This window comes from Kitasatospora sp. NPDC088346 (assembly GCF_044740765.1).
Taxonomy (GTDB): domain Bacteria; phylum Actinomycetota; class Actinomycetes; order Streptomycetales; family Streptomycetaceae; genus Kitasatospora.
In genome coordinates, this window is record NZ_JBIURH010000006.1 from 162,678 (window position 1) to 184,778 (window position 22,101).

The following is a 22,101-nucleotide window of genomic DNA, read 5'->3' on the forward strand; positions in this document are numbered from 1 at the left end:
CGAACCCCGACCCGGGGCCGCCCCGGTCGGCCGGATGCTGCTGGCGCAGACCGCGCTGGAGACCAGGATGCTGCTGCGCAACGGCGAGCAGCTGCTGCTGACGGTGGTCATCCCGACCGTGCTGCTGGTGCTGTTCAGCGCGGTGGACGTGGTCGCGGTGGAGGGGCCCGGCCGGCGGGTCGACTTCCTGGCGCCCGGCCTGCTGGCGCTCGCCGTGATGTCCACCGCCTTCACCGGCCAGGCGATCGCCACCGGCTTCGAGCGCCGCTACGGCGTCCTCAAGCGGCTGGGCTCGACGCCCCTGCCGCGCTGGGCGCTGCTCACCGCGAAGACCGGCTGCGTGCTGGTCACCGAGGTGCTCCAGGTGCTGCTGCTGTCGGCGATCGCGCTGGCGCTGGGCTGGTCGCCGCAGGGCGGCCCGGCCGCGGTGCTGGCGCTGCTGGTGCTGGGCACGGCCGCGTTCTCCGGCCTCGGCCTGCTGATGGCCGGCACGCTGCGCGCGGAGGCCACGCTGGCCGCCGCCAACCTGGTGTTCGTCCTGCTGCTGCTGGCCGGCGGTGTCGTGGTGCCGCTGTCGAAGTTCCCCGCGGCCGTGCGGCCGGTGCTGGAGCTGCTGCCGGTCGGCGCGCTGTCCGACGGGCTGCGCTCAGTGCTCCAGTACGGCGGTTCGGTGCCGTGGGCGGACCTGGGGATCCTGTCCGCCTGGGCCGTTCTGGGACTGGGCGCAGCCAGCCGGTTCTTCCGCTGGGAGTGACCATGCGTCAGTGACGGCGCGACGGGCGGCGGCGGACGAGGAACATGACCCCGCCGCCGATCGCGATCACGCCGACGCCGGTGGCCGCGAGGACCCCCGCGTTGCCGCCGCCACCGGTGGAGGCCAGCTGCGGCCCGCTCGGGGAGGCGCTCGGGACGGGGCCGGTCGCGGAGACGCTCGGGGTGGAGCTCGGGGTCCCCGAGGTGCTCTGCGACGGCGTGGTGCTGGCCGTCGGGGTGCCGCTGGTGCTCGACGACGGGGAGACCGAGGTGCTCGGGCTGGTGGACGGGACCGGGCACTCGTGGGCGGTGAGCTGCTTGGTGAAGCTCCAGCCCTTCTTCCCCTCCTTGTCCTCGTCGGTCTGCACGGTCAGGGTCGCGGTGACGTCCGCAGTGTGTGCCGGCACCGTGAACTCCTGGTGGAACGACTTGCCGAAGGCCACCTTGTCGAGCACCTTGTCGGCGCCGATGACCAGGGTGACGGTGTTGCCGCTCTTGGAGTTGTACGCGGTCAGGTCGACGGTGACCTTCTCGCAGGTGATCTGGGTCTTGTTGGTGTGCGCGGAGGCGCTTCCGGCCAGCACCAGCGGTGCCACGATGCCCAGACCGGCCGCCGCTGCGACCAGACCACCGGATATGCGTCGCTGCCCTGCCATGCTCTGCTCCTCTTTTCAGCCGAATGGCGTGAATCTGGCCGCACCTCACCACAGGAGGTCCACTCACGCCTAGATCCGGGACGGAACTGCGTCCACCCCGGGGGGAATCCCCGCGAATCGGGCGCAATTCCGACACATCTGGCGAACCGTCACATCCCGCAGTGGTCGACGGGCGGGGGCGGCGTGGTCAACAGGTGGACGGCGGGCGGGTGCGTGACCGCGCGCGCCCGGTCGAGCGTCCGGCAGATTGGTCGAGACCAATGTCCGATTCGCTCGAAGAGTCCGCCGGGCGCGACGGATCCCGGCAGCGGCCGCCCCGCCCCAAGATCGGACGTAAGCCCACCTAGGATGAACGGGTGCGTACCCCCTCCTCCCTCCTCGCCGACCGCTGGCACCCGACCGCCGAGACCGTCCGGCGGGCCGCGCTCGCCGCGCTGGTGATGAGCGTGGTCATCGTGCTCACCGGCGGCGCCGTCCGGCTCACCGCCTCCGGCCTCGGCTGCACCACCTGGCCCCGCTGCACCGGCGAGAGCCTCACCCCGACGCCCGAGATGGGCCTGCACGGGGTCATCGAGTTCACCAACCGGATGCTCACCTACGTGCTGTGCGCGGCGATCGCCTGGGCCACCCTGGCGGCCCGCTGCGCGACCCCCTGGCGGCGCGGCCTGACCCGGCTCGGCTGGGCGCAGTTCTGGCTGGTGATGAGCAACGCCGTGATCGGCGGCGTCACCGTGCTGACCCACCTCAACCCGTACGTGGTGGCGCTGCACATGGTGGCCGCGATGGCGCTGGTCTGGGTCGCGGTGCTGATGTGGGAGCGCTCGAAGGAGGGCGACGGCGCGCCCCGGGCGCTGGTCGCCGAGCCGATCCTGCGGCTGTCCCGGGTGCTGGTGCTGGTCGTCGGCCTGCTGGTGCTGGCCGGCACCCTGGTGACCGGCGCGGGCCACCACCCGGGCTCCTCCGGGACGATGGACAAGCCGGTCCGGCGGATCATGCTGGACTACGACCGGCTCGCCCAGGCCCACGCGGACCTGGCCTTCGTCGCGGTCGGCCTGACCATCGCGGTGATCTTCGTGTTCGCCGCGGTCAAGGCGCCGCGGGCCGCGCGGGACCGGGTCCGCGACCTGATGCTGGTGCTGGTGCTGCAGGGCCTGCTGGGCTTCGTCCAGTACTTCACCGACGCCCCCGAGGTGATGGTCGGCGTGCACATGGTGGGCGCCGCCCTGACCTGGATCGCCGCGCTGCGGATCCCGTTCGCGCTCCGCACCCGCGCCGACGAGCCCGCCGCCGTCGTGCCCGCCCCCGACGCGCCGGCACCCGCCCCGCAGGCCACCGCGGTCTGAACCCCGTCCGGTCAGCCGCCGATCTGGATACCGGCCATCCGCTTCCACTCGTAGGCGCTGGTCCTCACCTTGAGCCCGAGCTCGCCCTCGAAGCTGTCGTGCAGGGTCAGGCCTGCGAGCTGGGCGGCCCGCAGGCCGACGGCGTGGGTCGGGGCGACCTGGTCGCCCCAGGCGCCGTCCGCGCCGACCACGACGATCCGGGTCGCGGTGCGGCCGACGTACTCGACGACGCCCTCGGCACTGCCGCCGTGCTGGGCGGCGAACCGGGTGAGGTGCTTGGCGATGCGCTTGGCACGCCGCTCGGCGCGGGCGTCGGGCGCGGCGGTGGTGGCGTTCTCTGCGCTGGTCATGCCCGCATGCTACCGATCGGTAGCCGCCCTGGCGACGGGAGCACGGTGTGCGGCGGGCCACACGCTCCGCGGATAGCCTGACCCGGTGACTTTCGACGGTTGGCAGGACGAGGCGCTGGAGTTCTACGAGCGACTGGAGGCCGACAACTCCAAGGCCTTCTGGACCGAGCACCGGGAGGTGTACGAGCGCGCGGTGCGCGAGCCGATGGCCGAGCTGCTGGAACGGCTGGAGCCGGAGTTCGGCCCCGGCAAGATCTTCCGCCCCAACCGCGACGTCCGGTTCAGCGCCGACAAGGCGCCGTACAAGACCCACATCGGCGGCTACCTGGCCGCCGGCGGCTACATCCAGCTCTCCGCCGACGGGCTGGCCTGCGGCAACGGGATGTACCAGCTGGCCTCCGACCAGTTGGAGCGCTACCGCGCCGCCGTGGCCGAGGACGTGACCGGCGCGGAGTTGGAACGGGTGATCGCCGAGGTCCACCGGGCGGGCCCGGTGGTCTCCGGGCGGGACCCGCTGAAGACCGCCCCGCGCGGCTACCCCAAGGACCACCCGAGGATCGAACTGCTGCGCAACAAGGGCCTGGTGGCCTGGCAGGAGTGGGAGCCCGCCGACTGGCTGGGCACCCCTGCGGCGTACCGGCGGATCACCGCCTTCCTGCGCGCCTCCCGGCCGCTGAAGGACTGGCTGGACGACCACGTGGGCCCCAGCGCGCTCCCGCCCCGCTGAGGGCCCCGCAGGGCGGTGCCGCGGGACGGTGCCGCGGGGCGTACACGAAGGGCCCCACCGGTCGACCGGTGGGGCCCTTCGGGGCGGAGCCGCCCTCGCTACTTGACGAACGGGTCGACCGCGATGACCACGAACAGCAGGGTCAGGTAGGTGATCGACCAGTGGAAAAGCCGCATCTCCTTGAGCTTGGCGCCGACCACACCGGCCTTGGCGCGGGCGTGCAGGCCGTGCGCCTCCTTCAGCCAGGCCACGCCGAGCACCACCGCGGCGACCGGGTACAGCCAGCTGGTGTGCGCCAGCGGCCAGAGCGCCAGCGAGACCACGACCATCACCCAGGAGTAGGCGACGATCTGCCGGGCCACCGCCAGGTTGCCCTTGATCACCGGCAGCATCGGCACGCCGGCCCGGGCGTAGTCGTCCCGGACCTTCATCGACAGCGGCCAGTAGTGCGGCGGCGTCCAGAAGAAGATCACCAGGAACAGCACCAGCGCCGACCAGGACACCGAATTGGTGACGGCCGCCCAGCCGACGAACACCGGCATGCAGCCCGCGATCCCGCCCCAGACGATGTTCTGCGCCGTGCGCCGCTTCAGACCGAGCGTGTACACGAACACGTAGAACAGCAGCGCGAGCAGCGCGAGCCCCGAGGCCAGCGCGTTGACCAGCACCCCGAGCCAGATCGTCGAACCGACCGCCAGCGCGATGCCGAAGACCAGCGCCTCGCGCGGCGAGACCATGCCCGTCACCAGCGGACGGCGCTCGGTGCGGCTCATCACCGCGTCGATGTCGCGGTCGATGTACATGTTGAGCGCGTTGGCGCCGCCGGCGGACAGGTACCCGCCGACCACGACCCAGAGGACCAGGAGCGGATCCGGCACACCGCGCTGCGCCAGGAACATCACCGGCACGGTGGTGATCAACAGCAGCTCGATGATCCGAGGCTTCGTCAGTGCGACGAACGCCCCGACACGGGCCCCGAACGGCCGATGCGCAGGCGTCGCTCCGACCGCCCCGGCGGGGCGGGATTCGACGGCGGTCACGAACACCCCAACTCACGATGAACCTTCACAGGCGTCCACCGCACCCACGGGTGCCGATACGTCCGCTCTGCGCGTACCACGCCACCTTAGACGCTCCATATCTCCCGGCCGGCTCCGGGGTACCCCGGCGAGCCGAACCGCACACCGCCGGGTGAATCACCGCAGACCGGACAGGAGATATGGGCGTTTCACCGGATTTCGCACGCGTTCGTCTTACCCCTCGGACGCGCGGAACGGCGGAGTTTCCGTGAGGGTAGGACGGAGAAGGTGACACAGTCCCGGGGGAATGGTCCCCCGGAAACCCCGGTTGTCCCACCACGCAGGGTGAGGGGCCCCCAGGGCGGTAGGCTCGCACAGAGAAGCGGGATCAACCCTCCGTGACCGGCACCATCCAAGCGTCAGGTCCACAGCGCCGTGGCCGACCCGGTCCCCTTCACGGGGTCACACTTCACTATGGAAGGAGCCCTGAGTCAGGGTGAGCACGACGCCGAACGTATTCGAGTGGACCGAACTGGACCAGAGGGCCGTGGACACCGCCCGGGTCCTGGCCATGGACGCCGTGCAGAAGGTGGGCAACGGCCACCCGGGCACGGCGATGTCCCTGGCCCCCGCGGCTTACGTCATCTTCCAGCACTTCCTGCGCCACGACCCCACGGACCCGTCCTGGGTCGGCCGCGACCGCTTCGTGCTGTCCCCGGGGCACACCTCGCTGACGCTCTACACCCAGCTGTTCCTGGCCGGGTACGGGCTGTCGCTGGACGACCTCAAGGCCTTCCGGGTCGCCGGCAGCCGCACCCCCGGCCACCCGGAGCACGGCCACACCGCGGGCGTGGAGACCACCACCGGCCCGCTCGGCCAGGGCATCGGCAACGCGGTCGGCATGGCGATGGCGGCCCGCTACGAGCGCGGCCTGTTCGACCCCGAGGCCCCGGCCGGCGAGTCGCCGTTCGACCACACCATCTGGGCCATCGTCTCCGACGGCGACCTGGAGGAGGGCATCTCCGCCGAGGCCTCCTCGCTCGCCGGCCACCAGAAGCTGGGCAACCTGGTCGCGCTCTACGACGACAACCACATCTCGATCGAGGGCGACACCGCGACCGCTTTCTCCGAGGACGTCCTGGCCCGCTACGAGGCGTACGGCTGGCACGTCCAGCGGATCACCCCCAAGGCCGACGGCGACGTGGACGTGTTCGCGCTCGCCGACGCCCTGGAGGCCGCCCGGGCCGAGACCGAGCGCCCGTCGATCATCGCGATGCGCACCATCATCGCGTGGCCGGCCCCGGACGCCCAGAACACCGCCAAGGCCCACGGCTCCGCGCTCGGCGACGCCGAGATCGCCGCGACCAAGAAGGTGCTCGGCTTCTCGCCGGAGAAGACCTTCGAGGTCTCCGAGGCGGTCCTGGACCACGCCCGGCACGTCATCCAGCGCGGCAAGGCCGCCCGCGAGCAGTGGGAGCAGGGCTTCCGCGCCTGGCACGCCGCCAACCCGCAGCGCGCCGCCGACTTCGACCGGATCCAGATCGGCGAGCTCCCGGCCGGCTGGGAGAAGGCCGTCCCCTCCTTCCCCGCCGGCAAGGAGGTCGCCACCCGCAAGGCGTCCGGCGAAACCCTCAAGGCGCTCGGCGCGGTGATCCCGGAGCTGTGGGGCGGCTCGGCCGACCTCGCGGAGTCCAACCTCACCACCATCGACGAGGACAGCTCCTTCCTCCCCGAGGGCAACCCGCTGAAGTCCGCGAGCCCCTACGGCCGCACCATCCACTTCGGCATCCGCGAGCACGCCATGGGCTCCACCATGAACGGCATCGCGCTCCACGGCCGCACCCGCGTGTTCGGCGGCACCTTCCTGGTGTTCGCCGACTACATGCGCCCGGCCGTCCGGCTGGCCGCCCTGATGAAGCTGCCGGTCACCTACGTCTGGACGCACGACTCGATCGGCCTCGGCGAGGACGGCCCGACCCACCAGCCGGTCGAGCACCTGGCCTCGCTGCGCGCCATCCCGGGCCTGGCCATGGTCCGCCCGGCCGACGCCAACGAGACGGCGGTCGCCTGGCGCACCGTCCTGGAGCGGCACACCAGCCACCCCGGCCCGGTCGGCCTGGCGCTCACCCGGCAGAACGTGCCGACCTTCGACCGCGAGGTCTTCGGCTCCGCCGAGGGCACCGCGAAGGGCGGCTACGTGCTGGCCGAGGCGTCCGACGGCGCCCCGAAGGTGATCCTGATCGGCACCGGCTCCGAGGTCCAGCTGGCCGTCCAGGCCCGCGAGGCCCTGGAGGCCGACGGCGTCCCGACCCGCGTGGTCTCGATGCCCTCGATCGAGTGGTTCAACGAGCAGGACCAGGCCTACCGCGACAGTGTGCTGCCGCCCAACGTCCGGGCCCGCGTCTCGGTCGAGGCCGGCATCGCCCAGGGCTGGCGCGAACTGGTCGGCGACGCCGGCCGGATCATCAGCCTGGAGCACTTCGGCGCCTCCGCCGACTACAAGGTGCTCTTCCAGGAGTTCGGCCTGACCGCCGACGCGGTCGCCAACGCGGCCCGCGCCTCGCTCCGCACGGTCGAGGCCGTCTCCCGATAGCACCACCGGAGCCGGGGTACCCGACCGCACATCGGTACCCCGGCCCCTCCGACGACCCGAACGAAGACAAAAAGATAAGAAGAGGACTGAGCACCATGACTGACGCACTGAAGCGCCTCAGCGACGAAGGCGTGGCGATCTGGCTGGACGACCTCAGCCGCGACCGGCTGAACAGCGGGAACCTGGCCGAGCTGGTGCAGAGCAAGCACGTGGTGGGGGTCACCACCAACCCGACCATCTTCCAGAAGGCCATCGGCGGCGGCAGCACCGCCTACGACAGCCAGCTCCGCGACCTCGCCGTGCGCAAGCTCACCACGGACGAGGCCCTGCGCATGATCACCACCAGCGACGTCCGGGACGCGGCCGACGTGCTGCGCCCCGTCTACGACGCCTCCAACGGCCGCGACGGCCGGGTGTCCATCGAGGTCGACCCGCGCCTGGCCCACAACACCGCGGCGACCGTGGCCGAGGCCAAGCAGCTGTGGTGGCTGGTGGACCGCCCGAACGTGTTCATCAAGATCCCCGCCACCAAGGCCGGCCTGCCCGCCATCACCGAGGTGCTCGGCAAGGGCATCAGCGTCAACGTCACGCTGATCTTCTCGCTCGAGCGCTACCGCGCCGTCATGGACGCGTACCTCTCCGGCCTGGAGAAGGCCAAGGCCACCGGCCTGGACCTGTCCTCGATCGAGTCGGTCGCCTCGTTCTTCGTCTCCCGCGTGGACACCGAGATCGACAAGCGCCTGGAGAAGATCGGCGGCGACGCCCGCGACCTGCGCTCCAAGGCCGCCCTGGCCAACGCCCGCCTCGCCTACCAGGCGTACGAGGAGGTGTTCGGCTCCGAGCGCTGGAAGGCGCTGGAGGCCGCCGGTGCCAAGCCGCAGCGCCCGCTCTGGGCCTCGACGGGTGTCAAGGACCCGTCGCTGCCCGACACCCTCTACGTCACCGAGCTGGTCGCCCCCGGCACCGTCAACACGATGCCCGAGGCCACCCTGGACGCCACCGACGACCACGGCGTGATCACCGGTGACACCATCACCGTCAACTACGCCGACGCGCAGGCCGTGATGGACGCCATCGCCGCCGCCGGTGTGGACTACGCCGACGTGGTCCAGGTGCTGGAGGACGAGGGCGTGGAGAAGTTCGAGGCCTCCTGGAACGAGCTGGTGGACACGGTGACGGCGTCGCTGGCCTCGTTCGCCGACGAGAAGTGATCCTGCTCGTCGCCATAGCACTGGAAGCGGAGCCCACCACGTGAGCAACACACAGCCGTACCCGGATGTCGAGGGGGCGGAGGGCGATCAGGGCGACCCCCCGCTCACCCCCGTCAACCCGCTGCGTGACCCCGCCGACCGCCGGCTGCCGAGGATCGCCGGGCCGTCCGGCCTGGTGATCTTCGGCGTGACCGGTGACCTGTCGCGCAAGAAGCTGATGCCCGCCATCTACGACCTGGCCAACCGCGGCCTGCTGCCGCCCGGCTTCTCGCTGATCGGCTTCGCCCGGCGGGAGTGGGAGGACGAGGACTTCGCCAAGGAGGTCCACGACGCGGTCAAGCAGCACGCCCGGACCCCCTTCCGTGAGGAGGTCTGGCAGCAGCTCGCCAAGGGCATGCGGTTCGTCCAGGGCACGTTCGAGGACGACGACGCCTTCGACACCCTGCGCAAGACCATCGAGGACCTGGACGAGGCGCAGGGCACCGGCGGCAACTTCGCCTTCTACCTGTCCGTCCCGCCCAAGGCCTTCCCGGTCGTGGTGCAGCAGCTCAAGAAGCACGGGCTGGCCGACCCGCCGCCCGGCTCCTGGCGCCGCGCGGTGATCGAGAAGCCGTTCGGCCACAACCTGGAGAGCGCCCAGGAGCTGAACCGGATCGTCCACGAGGTCTTCCCCCGGGACGAGGTCTTCCGGATCGACCACTACCTCGGCAAGGAGACCGTCCAGAACATCCTGGCGCTCCGCTTCGCCAACACCATGTTCGAGCCGATCTGGAACCGGTCCTACGTCGACCACGTGCAGATCACCATGGCGGAGGACATCGGCATCGGCGGCCGGGCCGGGTACTACGACGGCATCGGCTCCGCCCGGGACGTCATCCAGAACCACCTGCTCCAGCTGATGGCGCTCACCGCCATCGAGGAGCCGGCCTCGTTCCACCCCAAGGCCCTGGTCGCCGAGAAGCTCAAGGTGCTCAGCGCCGTCCAGCTCCCCGAGGACCTGGGCAAGCACACCGTGCGCGGGCAGTACGCGGCCGGCTGGCAGGGTGGCGAGGAGGTGGTCGGGTACCTGGAGGAGGACGGCATCAACCCCAAGTCCAAGACCGACACCTACGCCGCCATCAAGCTGGAGATCAACAACCGCCGCTGGGCGGGTGTCCCGTTCTACCTGCGCACCGGCAAGCGGCTCGGCCGGCGGGTCACCGAGATCGCGGTGGTCTTCCAGCGCGCCCCGTACCTGCCGTTCGACTCCTACGCCACCGAGGAGCTCGGGCAGAACGCCCTGGTGATCCGGGTGCAGCCGGACGAGGGCGTCACGGTGCGGTTCGGCTCCAAGGTACCCGGCACCTCCTTCGAGGTCCGCGACGTCACGATGGACTTCGCCTACGGCGAGTCCTTCACCGAGTCCAGCCCCGAGGCGTACGAGCGGCTCATCCTGGACGTCCTGCTGGGTGACGCCAACCTGTTCCCGCGCCACCAGGAGGTCGAGCTCTCCTGGGGGATCCTCGACCCGATCGAGGAGTACTGGGACACCCACGGCAAGCCCGCCCAGTACCCGGCGGGCACCTGGGGTCCGACCGAGGCGGACGAGATGCTCGCACGAGACGGCAGGAGCTGGCGCCGGCCATGAAGATCGACCTGACGAACACCACGTCCAGCAAGATCAACGCTGCGCTGATGGACGCGCGCCGGGCCAGCGGATCCACCGCCGCCGGCATGGTGCTCACCCTCGTCATCGTCACCGACGAGGGCAGCGCGTACGACGCGCTCAAGGCGGCCAACGACGCGTCGCGCGAGCACCCCTCGCGCATCCTCGCGGTCATCAAACGCGCCGGGCGCTCGCCCCGGGCCCGCGCCGAGACCCGCCTGGACGCGGAGATACTGGTCGGCGCCGACGCCGGCCCCGGCGAGACCGTCATCCTCCGGATGCACGGCGAACTCGCCCTGCACGCCCAGTCGGTGGTGCTTCCGCTGCTGCTGCCGGACGCCCCCGTGGTGGTCTGGTGGCCGGAGAACGCACCGCAGAACCCGGCCCAGGACCCGCTCGGCGCACTGGCCCAGCGCCGGATCACCGACGCGGTCACCGCCGAGTCGCCGGTCGCCCAACTCGGCCAGCGGGCCGAGAGCTACACCCCCGGCGACACCGACCTGGCCTGGACCAGGATCACCGGCTGGCGCTCGATGCTGGCCGCCGCGCTGGACCAGCGGCCCGTCACGATCACCTCCGCGGTCGTCGAGGGCGAGTCGTACAACCCCAGCGTGGAGCTGCTCGGCCTCTGGCTGGCCACCCGGCTGAAGGTGCCGGTGGAGCGGGTCGTCACGGCCGGACCCGGGATCACCGCCGTCCGGCTGCGGGCCAAGGACGGCGACATCACCCTGGACCGCCCGGACGGGCTGCTGGGCACGCTCGCGATGCCCGGTGCGCCGGACCGCATGGTCGCGCTCAAGCGGCGGGACACCGCCGAACTGATCGCGGAGGAGCTGCGCCGGCTCGACCCGGACGACATCTACGCCGCGGCGGTGCGCACGCCCGTCGACCGGCTGAAGGAGTCGTCCACGGCGGCCCGGTCCTCGGCCGAGCCGGTCGCCGCGGCCACCGCGGCCCCGGCCCGGGTGACCGCCAAGGTGACCACCGAGGCGCCGGCCCGCAAGGCGGCCACCGCCCGCAAGCCGGTCGCCGCCAAGAAGGCCGTCACCCAGAAGGCCGCTCCCAAGAAGGCCGCGCCGAAGAAGGCCGCGCCGCGCAAGCGGAGCGGCTCATGAGCGGCACCGGGCGGCAGCTCGTCGTCCACCACGACACGGACCTGATGGCCCGGGCCACCGCGGCCCGGCTGATCACCCGGATCGTGGACGCCCAGGCCGCCCGCGGCACCGCCTCGGTGGTGCTCACCGGCGGCCGCAACGGCAACGCCCTGCTGGCCGCGGTCGCCGCCTCCCCGGCGCGCGACGCGGTCGACTGGGCGCGGCTCGACCTCTGGTGGGGCGACGAGCGCTTCGTCCCCGCCGCGGACGGGGACCGCAACGCCGTCCAGGCCCGCGACGAGCTGCTCGCGCACGTCCCGCTCGACCCGGCGAGGGTGCACGAGATGCCCGCCTCGGACGGCGTCGACGGCACCGACGCCGAGGCCGCCGCGGCCCGCTACGCGGCGGAGCTCGCCGCGGCGGCGGAGCCCGGGAGCACCGTCCCGACCTTCGACGTCCTGCTGCTCGGGGTCGGCCCGGACGCCCACGTCGCCTCGCTCTTCCCCGGACACCCCGGTGTCCGGGAGCGCGAGCTGACCGTGGTCGGCGTCCGGGAGTCGCCGAAGCCGCCGCCCACCCGGATCTCGCTGACCCTGCCGGCCATCCGGGCGGCCCGCGAGGTCTGGCTGCTCGCGGCGGGCGAGGACAAGGCCGACGCCGTCGCCCTCGCTCTCGGCGACCCGGGCGAGGAGGAGGCCCCGGCCTCCGGCGCGTACGGCACCGAGCGCACCCTGTGGCTGCTCGACCGCACGGCCGCGGCCAGGACCAGGGCCGCGTAGGCACGACGACGAGGGGCGGGTGGACGCGATCGCGTCCACCCGCCCCTTTCGTGTCCGGTCGGCCCGCGGGTCAGTCCGCGTGCCGGGCCCGCCAGAACAGGAAGCCGACCAGCGCGGTCACCAGCACCAGGCAGATCCCCGACTCGATGCCCTGCAGCGGCCAGTAGTCGGCCGCGGTGTGCAGATCGGTGTACTCGCGGGCGCCGTCGGGGATGTCCGAGGCGCCGTACGAGAGGTGCCGGCCGTCCGGGGTCACGAAGCCGTGGTCGAACGCCCAGACGTCGTTGGGCAGTTCGGAGCTGGAGACGATCCGGGTCTGGTACGGCACCAGGTACGGCCGCATGCTCGACAGCAGGTACTGCACCACGATCACGGCCCCGAAGCTGATCGCCATCGACGGCACCACGCGGCGGGTCAGACTGCCGACCGTCGCGCCGATCGCCAGCGCGAGCAGCACGGTGGCCGCCAGCAGCGGGCCGCCGGAGACGATGAAGGTGCTGCTGCACCAGGCCACGCCGGAGACGAAGTTGGCCGACGGCAGCCACATCCAGCGGAACAGGCCCATCAGTGCGAGGCTGCCGGCGACGGCCACCCCGCCGGTGGTGACGAGCTTCGCCGCCAGCCACCGGGTGCGGCTCACCGACTGCCCGAGCACCAGCCGCCAGGTGCCGCTCTCGTACTCCTTCGAGAGCAGCGGGCCGGCCACGAAGACGCCGACCCCGACCGGGAGCATCAGCAGCAGCAGGCCCACGCCGTGGAGGATCTCGCCGTACCGGGCCCGGAAGGTCTCCACCGACTGCTGGACGCCCTCCACCTGGCAGGCCGGGTCGAGACTGATCAGCGCGCAGCCCGCGATGTGGTGGCTGTCGATGTACTCCACCATGGCGCCGCGCAGGATCGGGAAGACCACCGCGGCGGCCACCACGGCGGCCAGCCAGAGCAGGATGACCACGCGCTGCTGGCGCCACATCAGCCACCAGATGCCGCGCGGGGCGAGCCGGCCGGTGCGGGCGGGTCGGGTCGTGTCCACGGTGGTCATGCCGCCACCGTCCGCTCGGCGGGCCGGGCCTCGGCGGTGATCAGGGCGGGCGCGCCGGGGGTGCGCAGGTGGGCCAACAGGACTTCCTCCAGGGTGGGTTCACCGGTCTCCCAGCCGTCCGGGGCGGGTCCGTCCGGCCGGACGAGGGCGGTGATCTGACGGCCGGCGCGGCGCATCTCGACCACCTGGGCGGGGTTCGGGGCCTGGGAGCCGTCGTCGCCGACCAGCAGCTGGTGGCCCTCGACGATCTCGTCGATGTCACCGGCCAGCAGCACGCCGCCGCCGGAGAGCAGCACCAGGTAGTCGCAGGAGTCCTCCAGCTCGGCGATGACGTGCGAGGACATCAGCACGGTGATGCCGCGCTCGGCGGCCTCGGCCATCAGCACGCCCATCAACTGGTGCCTGGCCAGCGGGTCGAGGTCGGACATCGGCTCGTCGAGGACCAGCAGCTCGGGCAGCCGGCCGAGCGCCAGCGCCAGGGTGACCCGGGTGCGCTGGCCGCCGGAGAGCGAGCCGACCCGGGCGGACAGCGGGATCTCGCCCTGGGCGACCACGTCCTCGGCCTTGGCCTGGTGCCAGGTGGTGTTCAGCTCCCGGCCCAGGCGCAGGGTCTCGGCGACCGTGAACCCGGCGTACATCGGCTTGTCCTGGGAGACGAAACCGATCCGGCTGCGGGTGGCCGGGTCTCCGAGCGGCCGGCCGAGGACCTCGGCGGTGCCCTCGGTGGGCGTGAGCAGGCCCGACACGATCGACATCAGGGTGCTCTTGCCGGCGCCGTTCGGCCCGACCAGGGCGCAGATCCGGCCTGCGGGGAGGCGGAAGGAGCAGTCCTTCAGCGCCCAGCCGCGACGGTAGCGCTTGCCGAGTCCGCTGACTTCCAGTGCCGTCGGGCCGCTCTCGGCGGCCCCGGCGGGGTTCAGCCCGTTCATTCGTTCCCCTCCCGTGCTTCGGCCGCGCCGGCGGGGCGGGCCGTGAACTCCTCGTCGAGCACCGAGACGACGAGCGCCTCGGCGTCGGCCCGGCCCAGTCCGGCGGTCCTGGCCCTGGCCGCCCAGTCCGCGAGCTCGGCGCGCAGCGGGGAGTCCGCCGCGGCCTCCTCACGGGCGAGCGAGCGCAGGACGAAGGTGCCGAGACCGGGCCTGGGGGCGACCAGCCCTCGCCGTTCCAGCTCGCGGTAGGCCTTGAGGACCGTGTTGGGGTTGACGGCCGTGGCGGCCACCACCTCCTTCGCGGTCGGCAGGCGGTCCCCGGGCTGGAGGACTCCGAGCCGCAGCGCGTGCTCGGTCTGCTGGACGATCTGGAGGTAGGTAGCGACACCGCTACGGCGTTCGATCCGGTACGCGAGCACTTCCACCACCATTCCACTAAGTAGTTAGTGGAATGGTGGTGGAAGTGAGGCCCCGCCGTCAAGCCGCGACGGCGGGGCCGGGTTCGGGTGCACACGGAGAAGGGGCCGGGCCACTGGCCCGACCCCTTCTCGTGTCATACCTGACGTCTGCTCAGATCTCGCCCCGGAGCTTGGCCAGCGCCTCGGCGAGGATCGCCTCGCCGTCGGCGTCGGTGCGACGCTCGCGGACGTAGGCGAGGTGGGTCTTGTACGGCTCGTTGCGGGCCGGGGCCGGGGGGTTCTCCTCGTCCTGGCCGGCGGGGAAGCCGCAGCGGGGACAGTCCCAGGTGTCCGGGATGGCCGCTTCGGCCGCGAAGCTGGGGCGCGTCTCGTGCCTGTTCGCGCACCAGAAGGAGATCCGGTTGCGGGGGGCGGACTCGCCGCGCTCCGCCTCGCCCATCGGGCCGGCGCCGACTCTGCTGCCTCGGATGGCGTTGCCACTTGCCACGGTCTGACTCCCTGCGTGCTGGTGCGATGCGACCTCGACCGATGCCCTGGATCCGGTCCGGACTGCGGCCGGTACCCACTGCCGCCCGGCCGCGGCGTGCGGACGGTGGCGAAGTCGTCCTAGTGTAAGCGGGAGTTAAGGATCTGCCACCACCACCTCCGCCGCCGGGCTCCCACAGGATAGGCGGCGCGGCGACCCCTCGTCAGATCCGTGGTGAAGGCGGCTCAGTTCTTGTACTTGAGCACCAGGCCGAGCACCACGATGCACACGAACCAGCCGGTACCCACCAGGATGGTGATCCGGTCGAGGTTGCGCTCGGCCACCGCGGACCCGCCGCCGGTCGACATCGCGCCACCGCCGAACATGTCGGACAGGCCGCCGCCCTTCCCCTTGTGCAGCAGCACCAGGAGGATCATCAGCAGACTCAGGATGATCAGGGCAATCGAGAACCCGAGAACCACGACGGGACCAACTCTCTCGTATCTTCGGCGAAGGGCCGGGCCGCACGAAAGCGGTCCGGCCCAAAGCCTACGTTGCTGCGGCGGCGTTAGCCTACTGCCTGCTCACGGTACCGCACGATCTTGACGAACTCGTCGGCGTCCAGGGAGGCACCGCCGATCAGGGCCCCGTCCACGTCCGGCTTGGCCATCAGGCCGGCCGCGCTGGAGGACTTGACCGAGCCGCCGTACAGCACCCGGACCTTGTCGGCCAGCTCGGCGGTGTACAGCTCGGCCAGCCGGACCCGGATCGCCGCGCACACCTCCTGGGCGTCCTCGGGGGTCGCCACCTCGCCGGTGCCGATCGCCCACACCGGCTCGTACGCCACCACGATCGACTCGGCGTCCGCGGCGGACACGCCCTCCAGGGCGCCGTCCAGCTGGGTCAGCGTGTACGCGACGTGGGTGCCCGCCTTGCGGATCTCCAGCGGCTCGCCCACGCACAGGATCGGCGTGATGCCGTTGCGGTAGGCCGCCTTCACCTTGGCGTTGACGATCGTCTCGTTCTCGCCGTGGTACTGCCGGCGCTCGGAGTGGCCGATCGCCGCGTAGGCGCACTTGAGCTTGGCCAGCATCGGACCGGAGATCTCACCGGTGTAGGCGCCGGAGTCGTGCGCCGAGATGTCCTGCGAGCCGTACTTGACCTTCAGCTTGTCGCCGTCGACCAGGGTCTGCACGGAGCGCAGGTCGGTGAAGGGGACCAGGACGGCGACCTCGACGGCCTCGTAGTCCTTGTCGGCCAGCGCGAACGCCAGCTTCTGGGTGTGCTGGATGGCCTCGAGGTGGTTGAGGTTCATCTTCCAGTTGCCCGCCATCAGCGGGAGACGCGTGGTCATGCGATCAGCCTTCCAGGGCGGCGAGACCGGGGAGGGTCTTGCCCTCCAGGTACTCGAGGCTTGCGCCACCGCCGGTCGAGATGTGCCCGAACTCGTTCTCGTCGAAGCCCAGGATGCGGACGGCCGCGGCGGAGTCGCCGCCGCCGACCACGGTGAAAGCGGAGCTGTCGAGCAGTGCCTGCGCGACGGCCTTGGTGCCCTCGGCGAAGGTCGGGTGCTCGAAGACACCGACCGGGCCGTTCCAGAAGACGGTCTTCGCGTCGGCCAGCTTGGCGGCGAAGAGCTCCTGGGTCCTCGGGCCGATGTCCAGGCCCTCCTTGTCCGCCGGGATGCGGTCCGCGTCGACGACCGCGAAGTCCTCGACCGGCGCGTGCGTCTTGGTGTCCGGGAAGTCCGCGGAGACCGCGACGTCGACCGGGACGACGAACTCGACGTCGTTCTTCCGCGCCCGCTCCAGGTACTCCAGGACGACCGGGATCTGGTCCTTCTGCAGCAGCGACTTGCCGACCTCGTGGCCCTGGGCCGCGAGGAAGGTGTACGCCATGCCGCCGCCGATCAGGATCCGGTCGGCCTTGCCCAGCAGGTTGTCGATCACGCCGACCTTGTCGGAGACCTTGGAGCCGCCGAGCACCACCACGTACGGGCGCTCGACCTCCTCGGTGAGGCGCTTGAGCACCCCGACCTCGGTGGCGATCAGGTCGCCGACCGCGCTCGGCAGCCGGGCCGGCAGGTCGTAGACCGAGGCGTGCTTGCGGTGCACCGCGCCGAAGCCGTCGCCGACGTAGAGGTCGGCGAGCGAGGCCAGCTCGTCGGCGAAGGCGCCGCGCACGGCGTCGTCCTTCGACGTCTCGCCGGCGTTGAACCGCAGGTTCTCCAGCAGCGTGACCTCGCCGTCGGCCAGGGCGGCGACGGTGGCTTTCGCGCTCTCGCCCACGGTGTCGGAGGCGAAGCCCACCGGTACGCCGAGGATCTCGCCGAGCCGGACGGCCACCGGCGCGAGCGAGAACTGCGGCTTGGGCTCGCCGTCGGGGCGGCCCAGGTGGGAGGCGACGACCACCTTCGCGCCGGCCTGCACCAGCTTGGCGATGGTCGGGGCGACGGCGCGGATCCGGCCGTCGTCGGTGATCCTGCCGTCGGACAGGGGCACGTTGAGGTCGGCGCGGACGAACACGCGCTTACCGGTGACCTCAAGGTCTTCGATGGTCTTCACGGTCTTCGTATCTCCCGGGGGAAGGTGCACATGGCAGCGGCACTGCGGCGGGCCGCGGTTTCGAGCGAGGGTGTGGTGCGCAGAGGCAGGGCCCGGATGGCCGAAGTGCCGTCCGGGCCCTGCCCCTTACATCACGTCAGCGCCCGCTGAGGTCAGAGCTGGCCACCGACGAGGGTGGTCAGGTTGACGAGGCGGTTGGAGTAGCCCCACTCGTTGTCGTACCAGCCGAAGACCTTGACCTGGTTGCCCTGGACCATGGTCATCAGGGAGTCGAAGATCGTGGAGAACGGCGAGTTCACGATGTCGGAGGAGACGATCGGGTCCTCGGTGTACTCCAGGATGCCCTTGAGCGAGCCCTCGGACGCCTTCTGGAAGGCCGCGTTGACCTCCTCGACGGTGACCTCGCGCTCCAGCGTGACGACCAGGTCGGTGATCGAGCCGGTCGGGACCGGGACGCGCAGCGAGGTGCCGTCCAGCTTGCCCTTGAGCTCCGGCAGGACCAGCGCGGTGGCCTTGGCGGCACCCGTCGAGGTCGGGATGATGTTCAGCGAGGCGGCCCGCGCGCGGCGCAGGTCCTTGTGCGGGAAGTCCAGGGTGACCTGGTCGTTGGTGAACGCGTGCACCGTGGTCATCAGACCCTTGACGATGCCGAAGTTCTCGTTCAGCACCTTCGCCAGCGGCGCCACGCAGTTGGTGGTGCAGGAGGCGTTGGAGATCACCGTGTGGTTGGCGGCGTCGTACTTGTCGTCGTTGACGCCCATCACGATGGTGACGTCCTCGTCGGTGGCGGGCGCCGAGATGATGACCTTCTTGGCACCGGCCGTGACGTGCTTCTTGGCCTGGTCGGCCTTGGTGAAGATACCGGTGGACTCGATGACGATGTCCACGCCCAGGTCGCCCCAGGGGAGGTTGGCCGGGTCGCGCTCGGCGATGACCTTGAAGGTCTTGCCGTCGACCGTGATGCTGTCGGCGGTGTGGGACACCTCGGCCTGCAGGGTGCCCAGGATCGAGTCGTACTTGAGCAGGTGCGCCAGGGTCTTGGTGTCGGTCAGGTCGTTGACACCGACGATTTCGATGTCCGCGCCCTGGGCCCGAACCGCACGGAAGAAGTTCCGGCCGATGCGGCCGAACCCGTTGATGCCTACCCGGATCGTCACGAACCGATCTCCTTGTCAGGTACGCCGGGCCTGGCCCGGCGGGGGTGGAAATGGGATGTCCCCGACCAGGACTGACCCTACCCCTCCGACGCCCGGCGCGGCACATCGCCTCACCGTCGCCGCCGGGCCGCAGCAGGCCCGTGAGCGGGTCCGCAGCCCGCAGCGGCCGACGACGCAGGGGAGTTGGGCCGGCGGGCCGCGCAGCCGCCGGCACCGGCCGGGGAGGGCCCGGCCGGGGAGGGCGCCGGGTGGTGTCCGGACACCGAAAAGCCGGCGTCCGCGATGCGAGACGCCGGGCTCTTCGAAAAATGGTTCAGACCATCGGGGAGGACCGCTCAGCTGAGCGCCATCTCCTCGGTCAGGTTGGCCTCGGTGTTGGGCAGACCCAGCTCGGCCGCCCGCTTGTCGGCCATCGCCAGCAGGCGACGGATCCGGCCGGCCACCGCGTCCTTGGTGAGCGGCGGGTCGGCGAGCGCGCCGAGCTCCTCCAGCGAGGCCTGCTTGTGCTGCATCCGCAGCTGGCCGGCGGCCGCCAGGTGCTCGGGCACCTCCTCGCCGAGGATCTCCAGCGCCCGCTGCACCCGGGCCCCGGCCGCGACCGCCGCCCGGGCCGAACGGCGCAGGTTGGCGTCGTCGAAGTTGGCCAGCCGGTTCGCGGTGGCCCGCACCTCGCGCCGCATCCGGCGCTCCTCCCAGGCCAGCACCGACTCGTGCGCGCCGAGCCTGGTGAGCAGGGCACCGATCGCGTCGCCGTCCCGGATCACCACCCGGTCCACCCCGCGCACCTCGCGGGCCTTGGCCGGGATGCCCAGCCGGCGGGCCGCGCCGACCAGGGCCAGCGCCGCCTCGGAGCCGGGGCAGGTGATCTCCAGGGAGGAGGACCTGCCGGGCTCGGTCAGCGAGCCGTGCGCCAGGAAGGCGCCTCGCCAGGCCGCCTCCGCGTCGCAGGTCGCCCCCGAGACCACCGCCGGGGGCAGGCCCCGGATGGGCCTCCCCCTGCCGTCCACCAGCCCGGTCTGCCGAGCCAGCAGTTCGCCGTCCTTCACCACCCGCACCACGTACCGGCTGCCGCGGCGAAGGCCGCCGGGGGCCATCACCACCAGGTCCGAGGAGTGCCCGAAGATCTCCAGCAGGTCCTTGCGCAGCCGCCGCGCCGCCTGGCCGGTGTCCAGCTCCGCCTCGATCACGATGCGACCGCTCACGATGTGCAGTCCGCCCGCGAAACGCAGGATCGCCGAGACCTCCGCCTTTCGGCAGCAGGCACGGGTGACGGGGAGCCGGCTGATTTCATCCTTGACCGCTGCCGTCATCGCCATGGGCCGATCCTTCCATGTGTCCGGAAAATCCGGTCGTACGCAGCCGCCAAGAGCTCCGGGTCGTGTCGCGGCGAACCGTCGACGTGTGCGACCCGGTCGAGCACCAGTGCGGCGCCCATCCGCTCGGCTGCCTTCTCCAGCCCGGCCAGGTCGGCCTGCCCGAAGGCACCGCCGGTGACCGCGCGCTCGTCCACCAGGATGGCATCGACCGCGAGGTCGGGGGCGTGGTCCGCTATCACCTCCAGGTGGCGCTGCGGGGTGAAGCCCTCGGTCTCGCCCGGCTGCGGCGCCAGGTTCAGCGTGAGCAGGCGCCGGGCCCGGGTCTCCACCAGGGCCTTGGCCAGCTCCGGCACCAGCAGGTGCGGCAGCACGCTGGTGAACCAGGACCCGGGGCCGAGCACCACCCAGTCCGCCTCCAGAACGGCGGAGACCGCCTCCGGGACGGCCGGCGGGCCGTCCGGCAGCAGGCTGATGGAGAGCACGGTGCCGGGGGTGACGGCGACGTTGGCCTGGCCGCGGACGGCGGTGACCGCCGCCGGGGCGGCCGGGTCGTGGCCGCGCACCTGGGCCTCGATGTCCAGCGGAACGGCCGACATCGGCAGCACCCGGCCCTGCACGTTGAGCAGCCGGCCGACCCAGTTCAGCGCCTCGACCGGGTCACCGAGCTTCTCCCACAGCGCGACGATCAGCAGGTTGCCGACCGCGTGGCCGCCCAGCCCGCCGTTGCCGGTGAACCGCTGCTGGATCACCTCGGACCAGGTCCGGCCCCACTCGTCGTCCCCGCACAGCGCGGCCAGCGCCTTGCGCAGGTCGCCCGGCGGCAGCACCCCCAGCTCGGTGCGCAACCGTCCGCTGGAGCCGCCGTCGTCGGCGACCGTGACCACGGCCGTCAGTTCGTTGGTGAGCCGGCGCAGCGCGGAGAGCGAGGCGGACAGGCCCTGCCCGCCGCCGAGCGCGGTGATCCTGGGCGCGCCCGGGCGGGGCTTCTGGCCGGACTGGGCGGGGCCGGTCGCCTGGGCCCGCTCGGAAGGCCTGTGCTGGAGCTGCCGCGCTGGCGAGTATCCCGTCACACCGACCCCATGTTCCTGTCTCATGCTCCTGTGAGCGACGGACGGGGCGCTGCTGTCACTCCCGGCCGGTCACTCCCTGCCCATGTCGCGGTGGACGAGCACCGTCTCCACACCGTCCGCGATCAGACGCTTGGTCAGCCGCTCCGACATGGCGACACTGCGGTGCTTGCCACCGGTGCAGCCTACGGCAAGAGTCATGTAGCGCTTCCCCTCCCGGCGGTAGCCCTCCGTGACGATCCGCAACAGCTCGGTGTAGCCGTCCAGGAACTCCTGGGCGCCGGACTGCTTGAAGACGTACTCGGCGACGTCGGGGTCGGTGCCGGTGCGGGCGCGCAGCTCGGGGACCCAGTGCGGGTTGGGCAGGAACCGGCAGTCGACGACCAGGTCGGCGTCGACCGGCAGGCCGTACTTGAAGCCGAACGACATCACGGTGGCCCGCAGCTCCGGCTCGTCGTGGTCGGCGAACTGGGCGTCCAGCTTGGCGCGCAGCTGGTGGACGTTCAGGTTGGAGGTGTCGATCACCAGGTCGGCCTCGCCGCGCAGCTCGCGCAGCAGGTCGCGCTCGCGCTCGATGCCGTCCACGATCCGGCCGTCGGCCTGCAGCGGGTGCGGGCGGCGGACCGACTCGAAACGGCGCACCAGGGCGTCGTCCGAGGACTCCAGGAAGACCACCCGGAGCCGGACTCCGCGCTTCTCCAGCTCCTCCAGGGAGGTCAGCAGGTCGTCGAAGAACGTCCGGCCCCGGACGTCCACCACGGCGCCGATCCTGGGCACGGCGCCCTGGGAACGGGCGCCGAGGTCGACCATGGTCGGGATGAGGGCAGGCGGCAGGTTGTCCACCACGAACCAGCCCAGGTCCTCCAGGCACTTCGCGGCGGTGCTACGGCCCGCCCCCGACATGCCGGAGATGATCACCAGCTCCGGGGCGGCCTCGCCCGCACTGGACACAGTCACTTCGGTTCCCCGCTCTC

At 71.7% G+C, this 22,101-nt stretch carries 22 protein-coding genes; 8 read left to right on the forward strand and 14 right to left on the reverse strand.

Annotated elements, in window-relative coordinates; translation table 11 throughout:
* The first annotated feature begins 34 nt into the window (after window positions 1-34).
* On the forward strand, window positions 35-754 hold the full coding sequence (locus ACIOFR_RS11595) for an ABC transporter permease (RefSeq protein WP_400995347.1): 720 nt from the start codon (window positions 35-37) through the stop codon (window positions 752-754).
* A gap of 7 nt (window positions 755-761) precedes the next feature.
* Here ACIOFR_RS11595 and ACIOFR_RS11600 read toward each other — a convergent pair whose 3' ends face one another.
* A complete protein-coding gene (locus ACIOFR_RS11600; protein WP_400995084.1) occupies window positions 762-1,409 on the reverse strand; it encodes a sortase-dependent protein in 648 nt (215 codons plus the stop codon).
* Between the two features lie 356 nt (window positions 1,410-1,765).
* On the opposite strand from ACIOFR_RS11600, the gene ACIOFR_RS11605 reads away from it, so the two are divergent.
* The gene (locus tag ACIOFR_RS11605; RefSeq protein WP_400995087.1) at window positions 1,766-2,752 is read left to right on the forward strand and encodes a heme A synthase; all 987 of its coding nucleotides are present in this window, start codon (window positions 1,766-1,768) and stop codon (window positions 2,750-2,752) included.
* An 11-nt stretch (window positions 2,753-2,763) separates the two neighbouring features.
* On the opposite strand, the gene ACIOFR_RS11610 is transcribed toward ACIOFR_RS11605, so the two are convergent.
* Entirely contained in the window at window positions 2,764-3,102 is a 339-nt protein-coding gene (locus ACIOFR_RS11610; RefSeq protein WP_400995089.1) for a hypothetical protein, read from the reverse strand.
* Between the two features lie 85 nt (window positions 3,103-3,187).
* Between ACIOFR_RS11610 and ACIOFR_RS11615 the strand changes: the two genes are divergently transcribed.
* Window positions 3,188-3,829: a DUF2461 domain-containing protein gene (locus tag ACIOFR_RS11615; RefSeq protein WP_400995092.1), complete on the forward strand. Its 642-nt coding sequence runs from the start codon at window positions 3,188-3,190 to the stop codon at window positions 3,827-3,829.
* Window positions 3,830-3,927: 98 nt separating this feature from the next.
* On the opposite strand, the gene ACIOFR_RS11620 is transcribed toward ACIOFR_RS11615, so the two are convergent.
* On the reverse strand, window positions 3,928-4,869 hold the full coding sequence (locus ACIOFR_RS11620) for a heme o synthase (protein ID WP_400995094.1): 942 nt from the start codon (window positions 4,867-4,869) through the stop codon (window positions 3,928-3,930).
* Between the two features lie 475 nt (window positions 4,870-5,344).
* Here ACIOFR_RS11620 and tkt point away from each other — a divergent pair, with 475 nt between their 5' ends.
* The 5 genes from tkt (at window position 5,345) to pgl (ending at window position 12,170) form a co-directional block, all read left to right on the forward strand.
* A complete protein-coding gene (gene tkt, locus ACIOFR_RS11625) occupies window positions 5,345-7,441 on the forward strand; it encodes a transketolase (protein WP_400995096.1) in 2,097 nt (698 codons plus the stop codon).
* 95 nt (window positions 7,442-7,536) lie between these two features.
* Window positions 7,537-8,652: a transaldolase gene (gene tal, locus ACIOFR_RS11630; protein ID WP_400995099.1), complete on the forward strand. Its 1,116-nt coding sequence runs from the start codon at window positions 7,537-7,539 to the stop codon at window positions 8,650-8,652.
* 121 nt (window positions 8,653-8,773) lie between these two features.
* Complete coding sequence (gene zwf, locus ACIOFR_RS11635; protein WP_400995349.1) at window positions 8,774-10,279, forward strand: glucose-6-phosphate dehydrogenase; 1,506 nt, start codon at window positions 8,774-8,776, stop codon at window positions 10,277-10,279.
* Window positions 10,276-11,412, forward strand: coding sequence for a glucose-6-phosphate dehydrogenase assembly protein OpcA (gene opcA, locus ACIOFR_RS11640; RefSeq protein WP_400995102.1), 1,137 nt, complete (start codon window positions 10,276-10,278; stop codon window positions 11,410-11,412). Before zwf ends, opcA begins: the two co-directional genes overlap by 4 nt.
* Window positions 11,409-12,170 (forward strand): 6-phosphogluconolactonase, encoded by a 762-nt coding sequence (gene pgl / locus ACIOFR_RS11645; RefSeq protein ID WP_400995105.1) that lies wholly within the window; start codon window positions 11,409-11,411, stop codon window positions 12,168-12,170. Before opcA ends, pgl begins: the two co-directional genes overlap by 4 nt.
* A 70-nt stretch (window positions 12,171-12,240) precedes the next feature.
* On the opposite strand, the gene ACIOFR_RS11650 is transcribed toward pgl, so the two are convergent.
* The 11 genes from ACIOFR_RS11650 to rapZ form a co-directional block, all read right to left on the reverse strand.
* Window positions 12,241-13,209 carry a hypothetical protein gene (locus ACIOFR_RS11650; RefSeq protein ID WP_400995107.1) on the reverse strand — a complete coding sequence of 323 codons (969 nt, stop codon included), beginning with the start codon at window positions 13,207-13,209 and terminating at the stop codon, window positions 12,241-12,243.
* Entirely contained in the window at window positions 13,206-14,138 is a 933-nt protein-coding gene (locus ACIOFR_RS11655; RefSeq protein WP_400995110.1) for an ABC transporter ATP-binding protein, read from the reverse strand. Before ACIOFR_RS11655 ends, ACIOFR_RS11650 begins: the two co-directional genes overlap by 4 nt.
* A complete protein-coding gene (locus tag ACIOFR_RS11660) occupies window positions 14,135-14,569 on the reverse strand; it encodes a GntR family transcriptional regulator (RefSeq protein ID WP_400995112.1) in 435 nt (144 codons plus the stop codon). Before ACIOFR_RS11660 ends, ACIOFR_RS11655 begins: the two co-directional genes overlap by 4 nt.
* Before the next feature lie 139 nt (window positions 14,570-14,708).
* Window positions 14,709-15,044, reverse strand: coding sequence for an RNA polymerase-binding protein RbpA (locus ACIOFR_RS11665; RefSeq protein WP_371499845.1), 336 nt, complete (start codon window positions 15,042-15,044; stop codon window positions 14,709-14,711).
* 224 nt (window positions 15,045-15,268) lie between these two features.
* Entirely contained in the window at window positions 15,269-15,505 is a 237-nt protein-coding gene (gene secG, locus ACIOFR_RS11670; protein ID WP_400995116.1) for a preprotein translocase subunit SecG, read from the reverse strand.
* Window positions 15,506-15,591: 86 nt separating this feature from the next.
* Window positions 15,592-16,377, reverse strand: coding sequence for a triose-phosphate isomerase (gene tpiA, locus ACIOFR_RS11675; RefSeq protein ID WP_400995118.1), 786 nt, complete (start codon window positions 16,375-16,377; stop codon window positions 15,592-15,594).
* Window positions 16,378-16,381: 4 nt separating this feature from the next.
* A complete protein-coding gene (locus tag ACIOFR_RS11680; protein ID WP_400995120.1) occupies window positions 16,382-17,587 on the reverse strand; it encodes a phosphoglycerate kinase in 1,206 nt (401 codons plus the stop codon).
* Window positions 17,588-17,739: 152 nt separating this feature from the next.
* Window positions 17,740-18,744 (reverse strand): type I glyceraldehyde-3-phosphate dehydrogenase, encoded by a 1,005-nt coding sequence (gap, locus tag ACIOFR_RS11685; RefSeq protein ID WP_400995122.1) that lies wholly within the window; start codon window positions 18,742-18,744, stop codon window positions 17,740-17,742.
* Between the two features lie 335 nt (window positions 18,745-19,079).
* Complete coding sequence (gene whiA / locus ACIOFR_RS11690; protein WP_371499835.1) at window positions 19,080-20,060, reverse strand: DNA-binding protein WhiA; 981 nt, start codon at window positions 20,058-20,060, stop codon at window positions 19,080-19,082.
* A complete protein-coding gene (gene yvcK, locus ACIOFR_RS11695) occupies window positions 20,051-21,154 on the reverse strand; it encodes a uridine diphosphate-N-acetylglucosamine-binding protein YvcK (protein WP_400995124.1) in 1,104 nt (367 codons plus the stop codon). The genes whiA and yvcK overlap by 10 nt, the downstream gene beginning before the upstream one ends.
* A gap of 45 nt (window positions 21,155-21,199) precedes the next feature.
* Window positions 21,200-22,084: an RNase adapter RapZ gene (gene rapZ, locus ACIOFR_RS11700; RefSeq protein ID WP_400995127.1), complete on the reverse strand. Its 885-nt coding sequence runs from the start codon at window positions 22,082-22,084 to the stop codon at window positions 21,200-21,202.
* Between the last annotated feature and the right edge of the window lie 17 nt (window positions 22,085-22,101).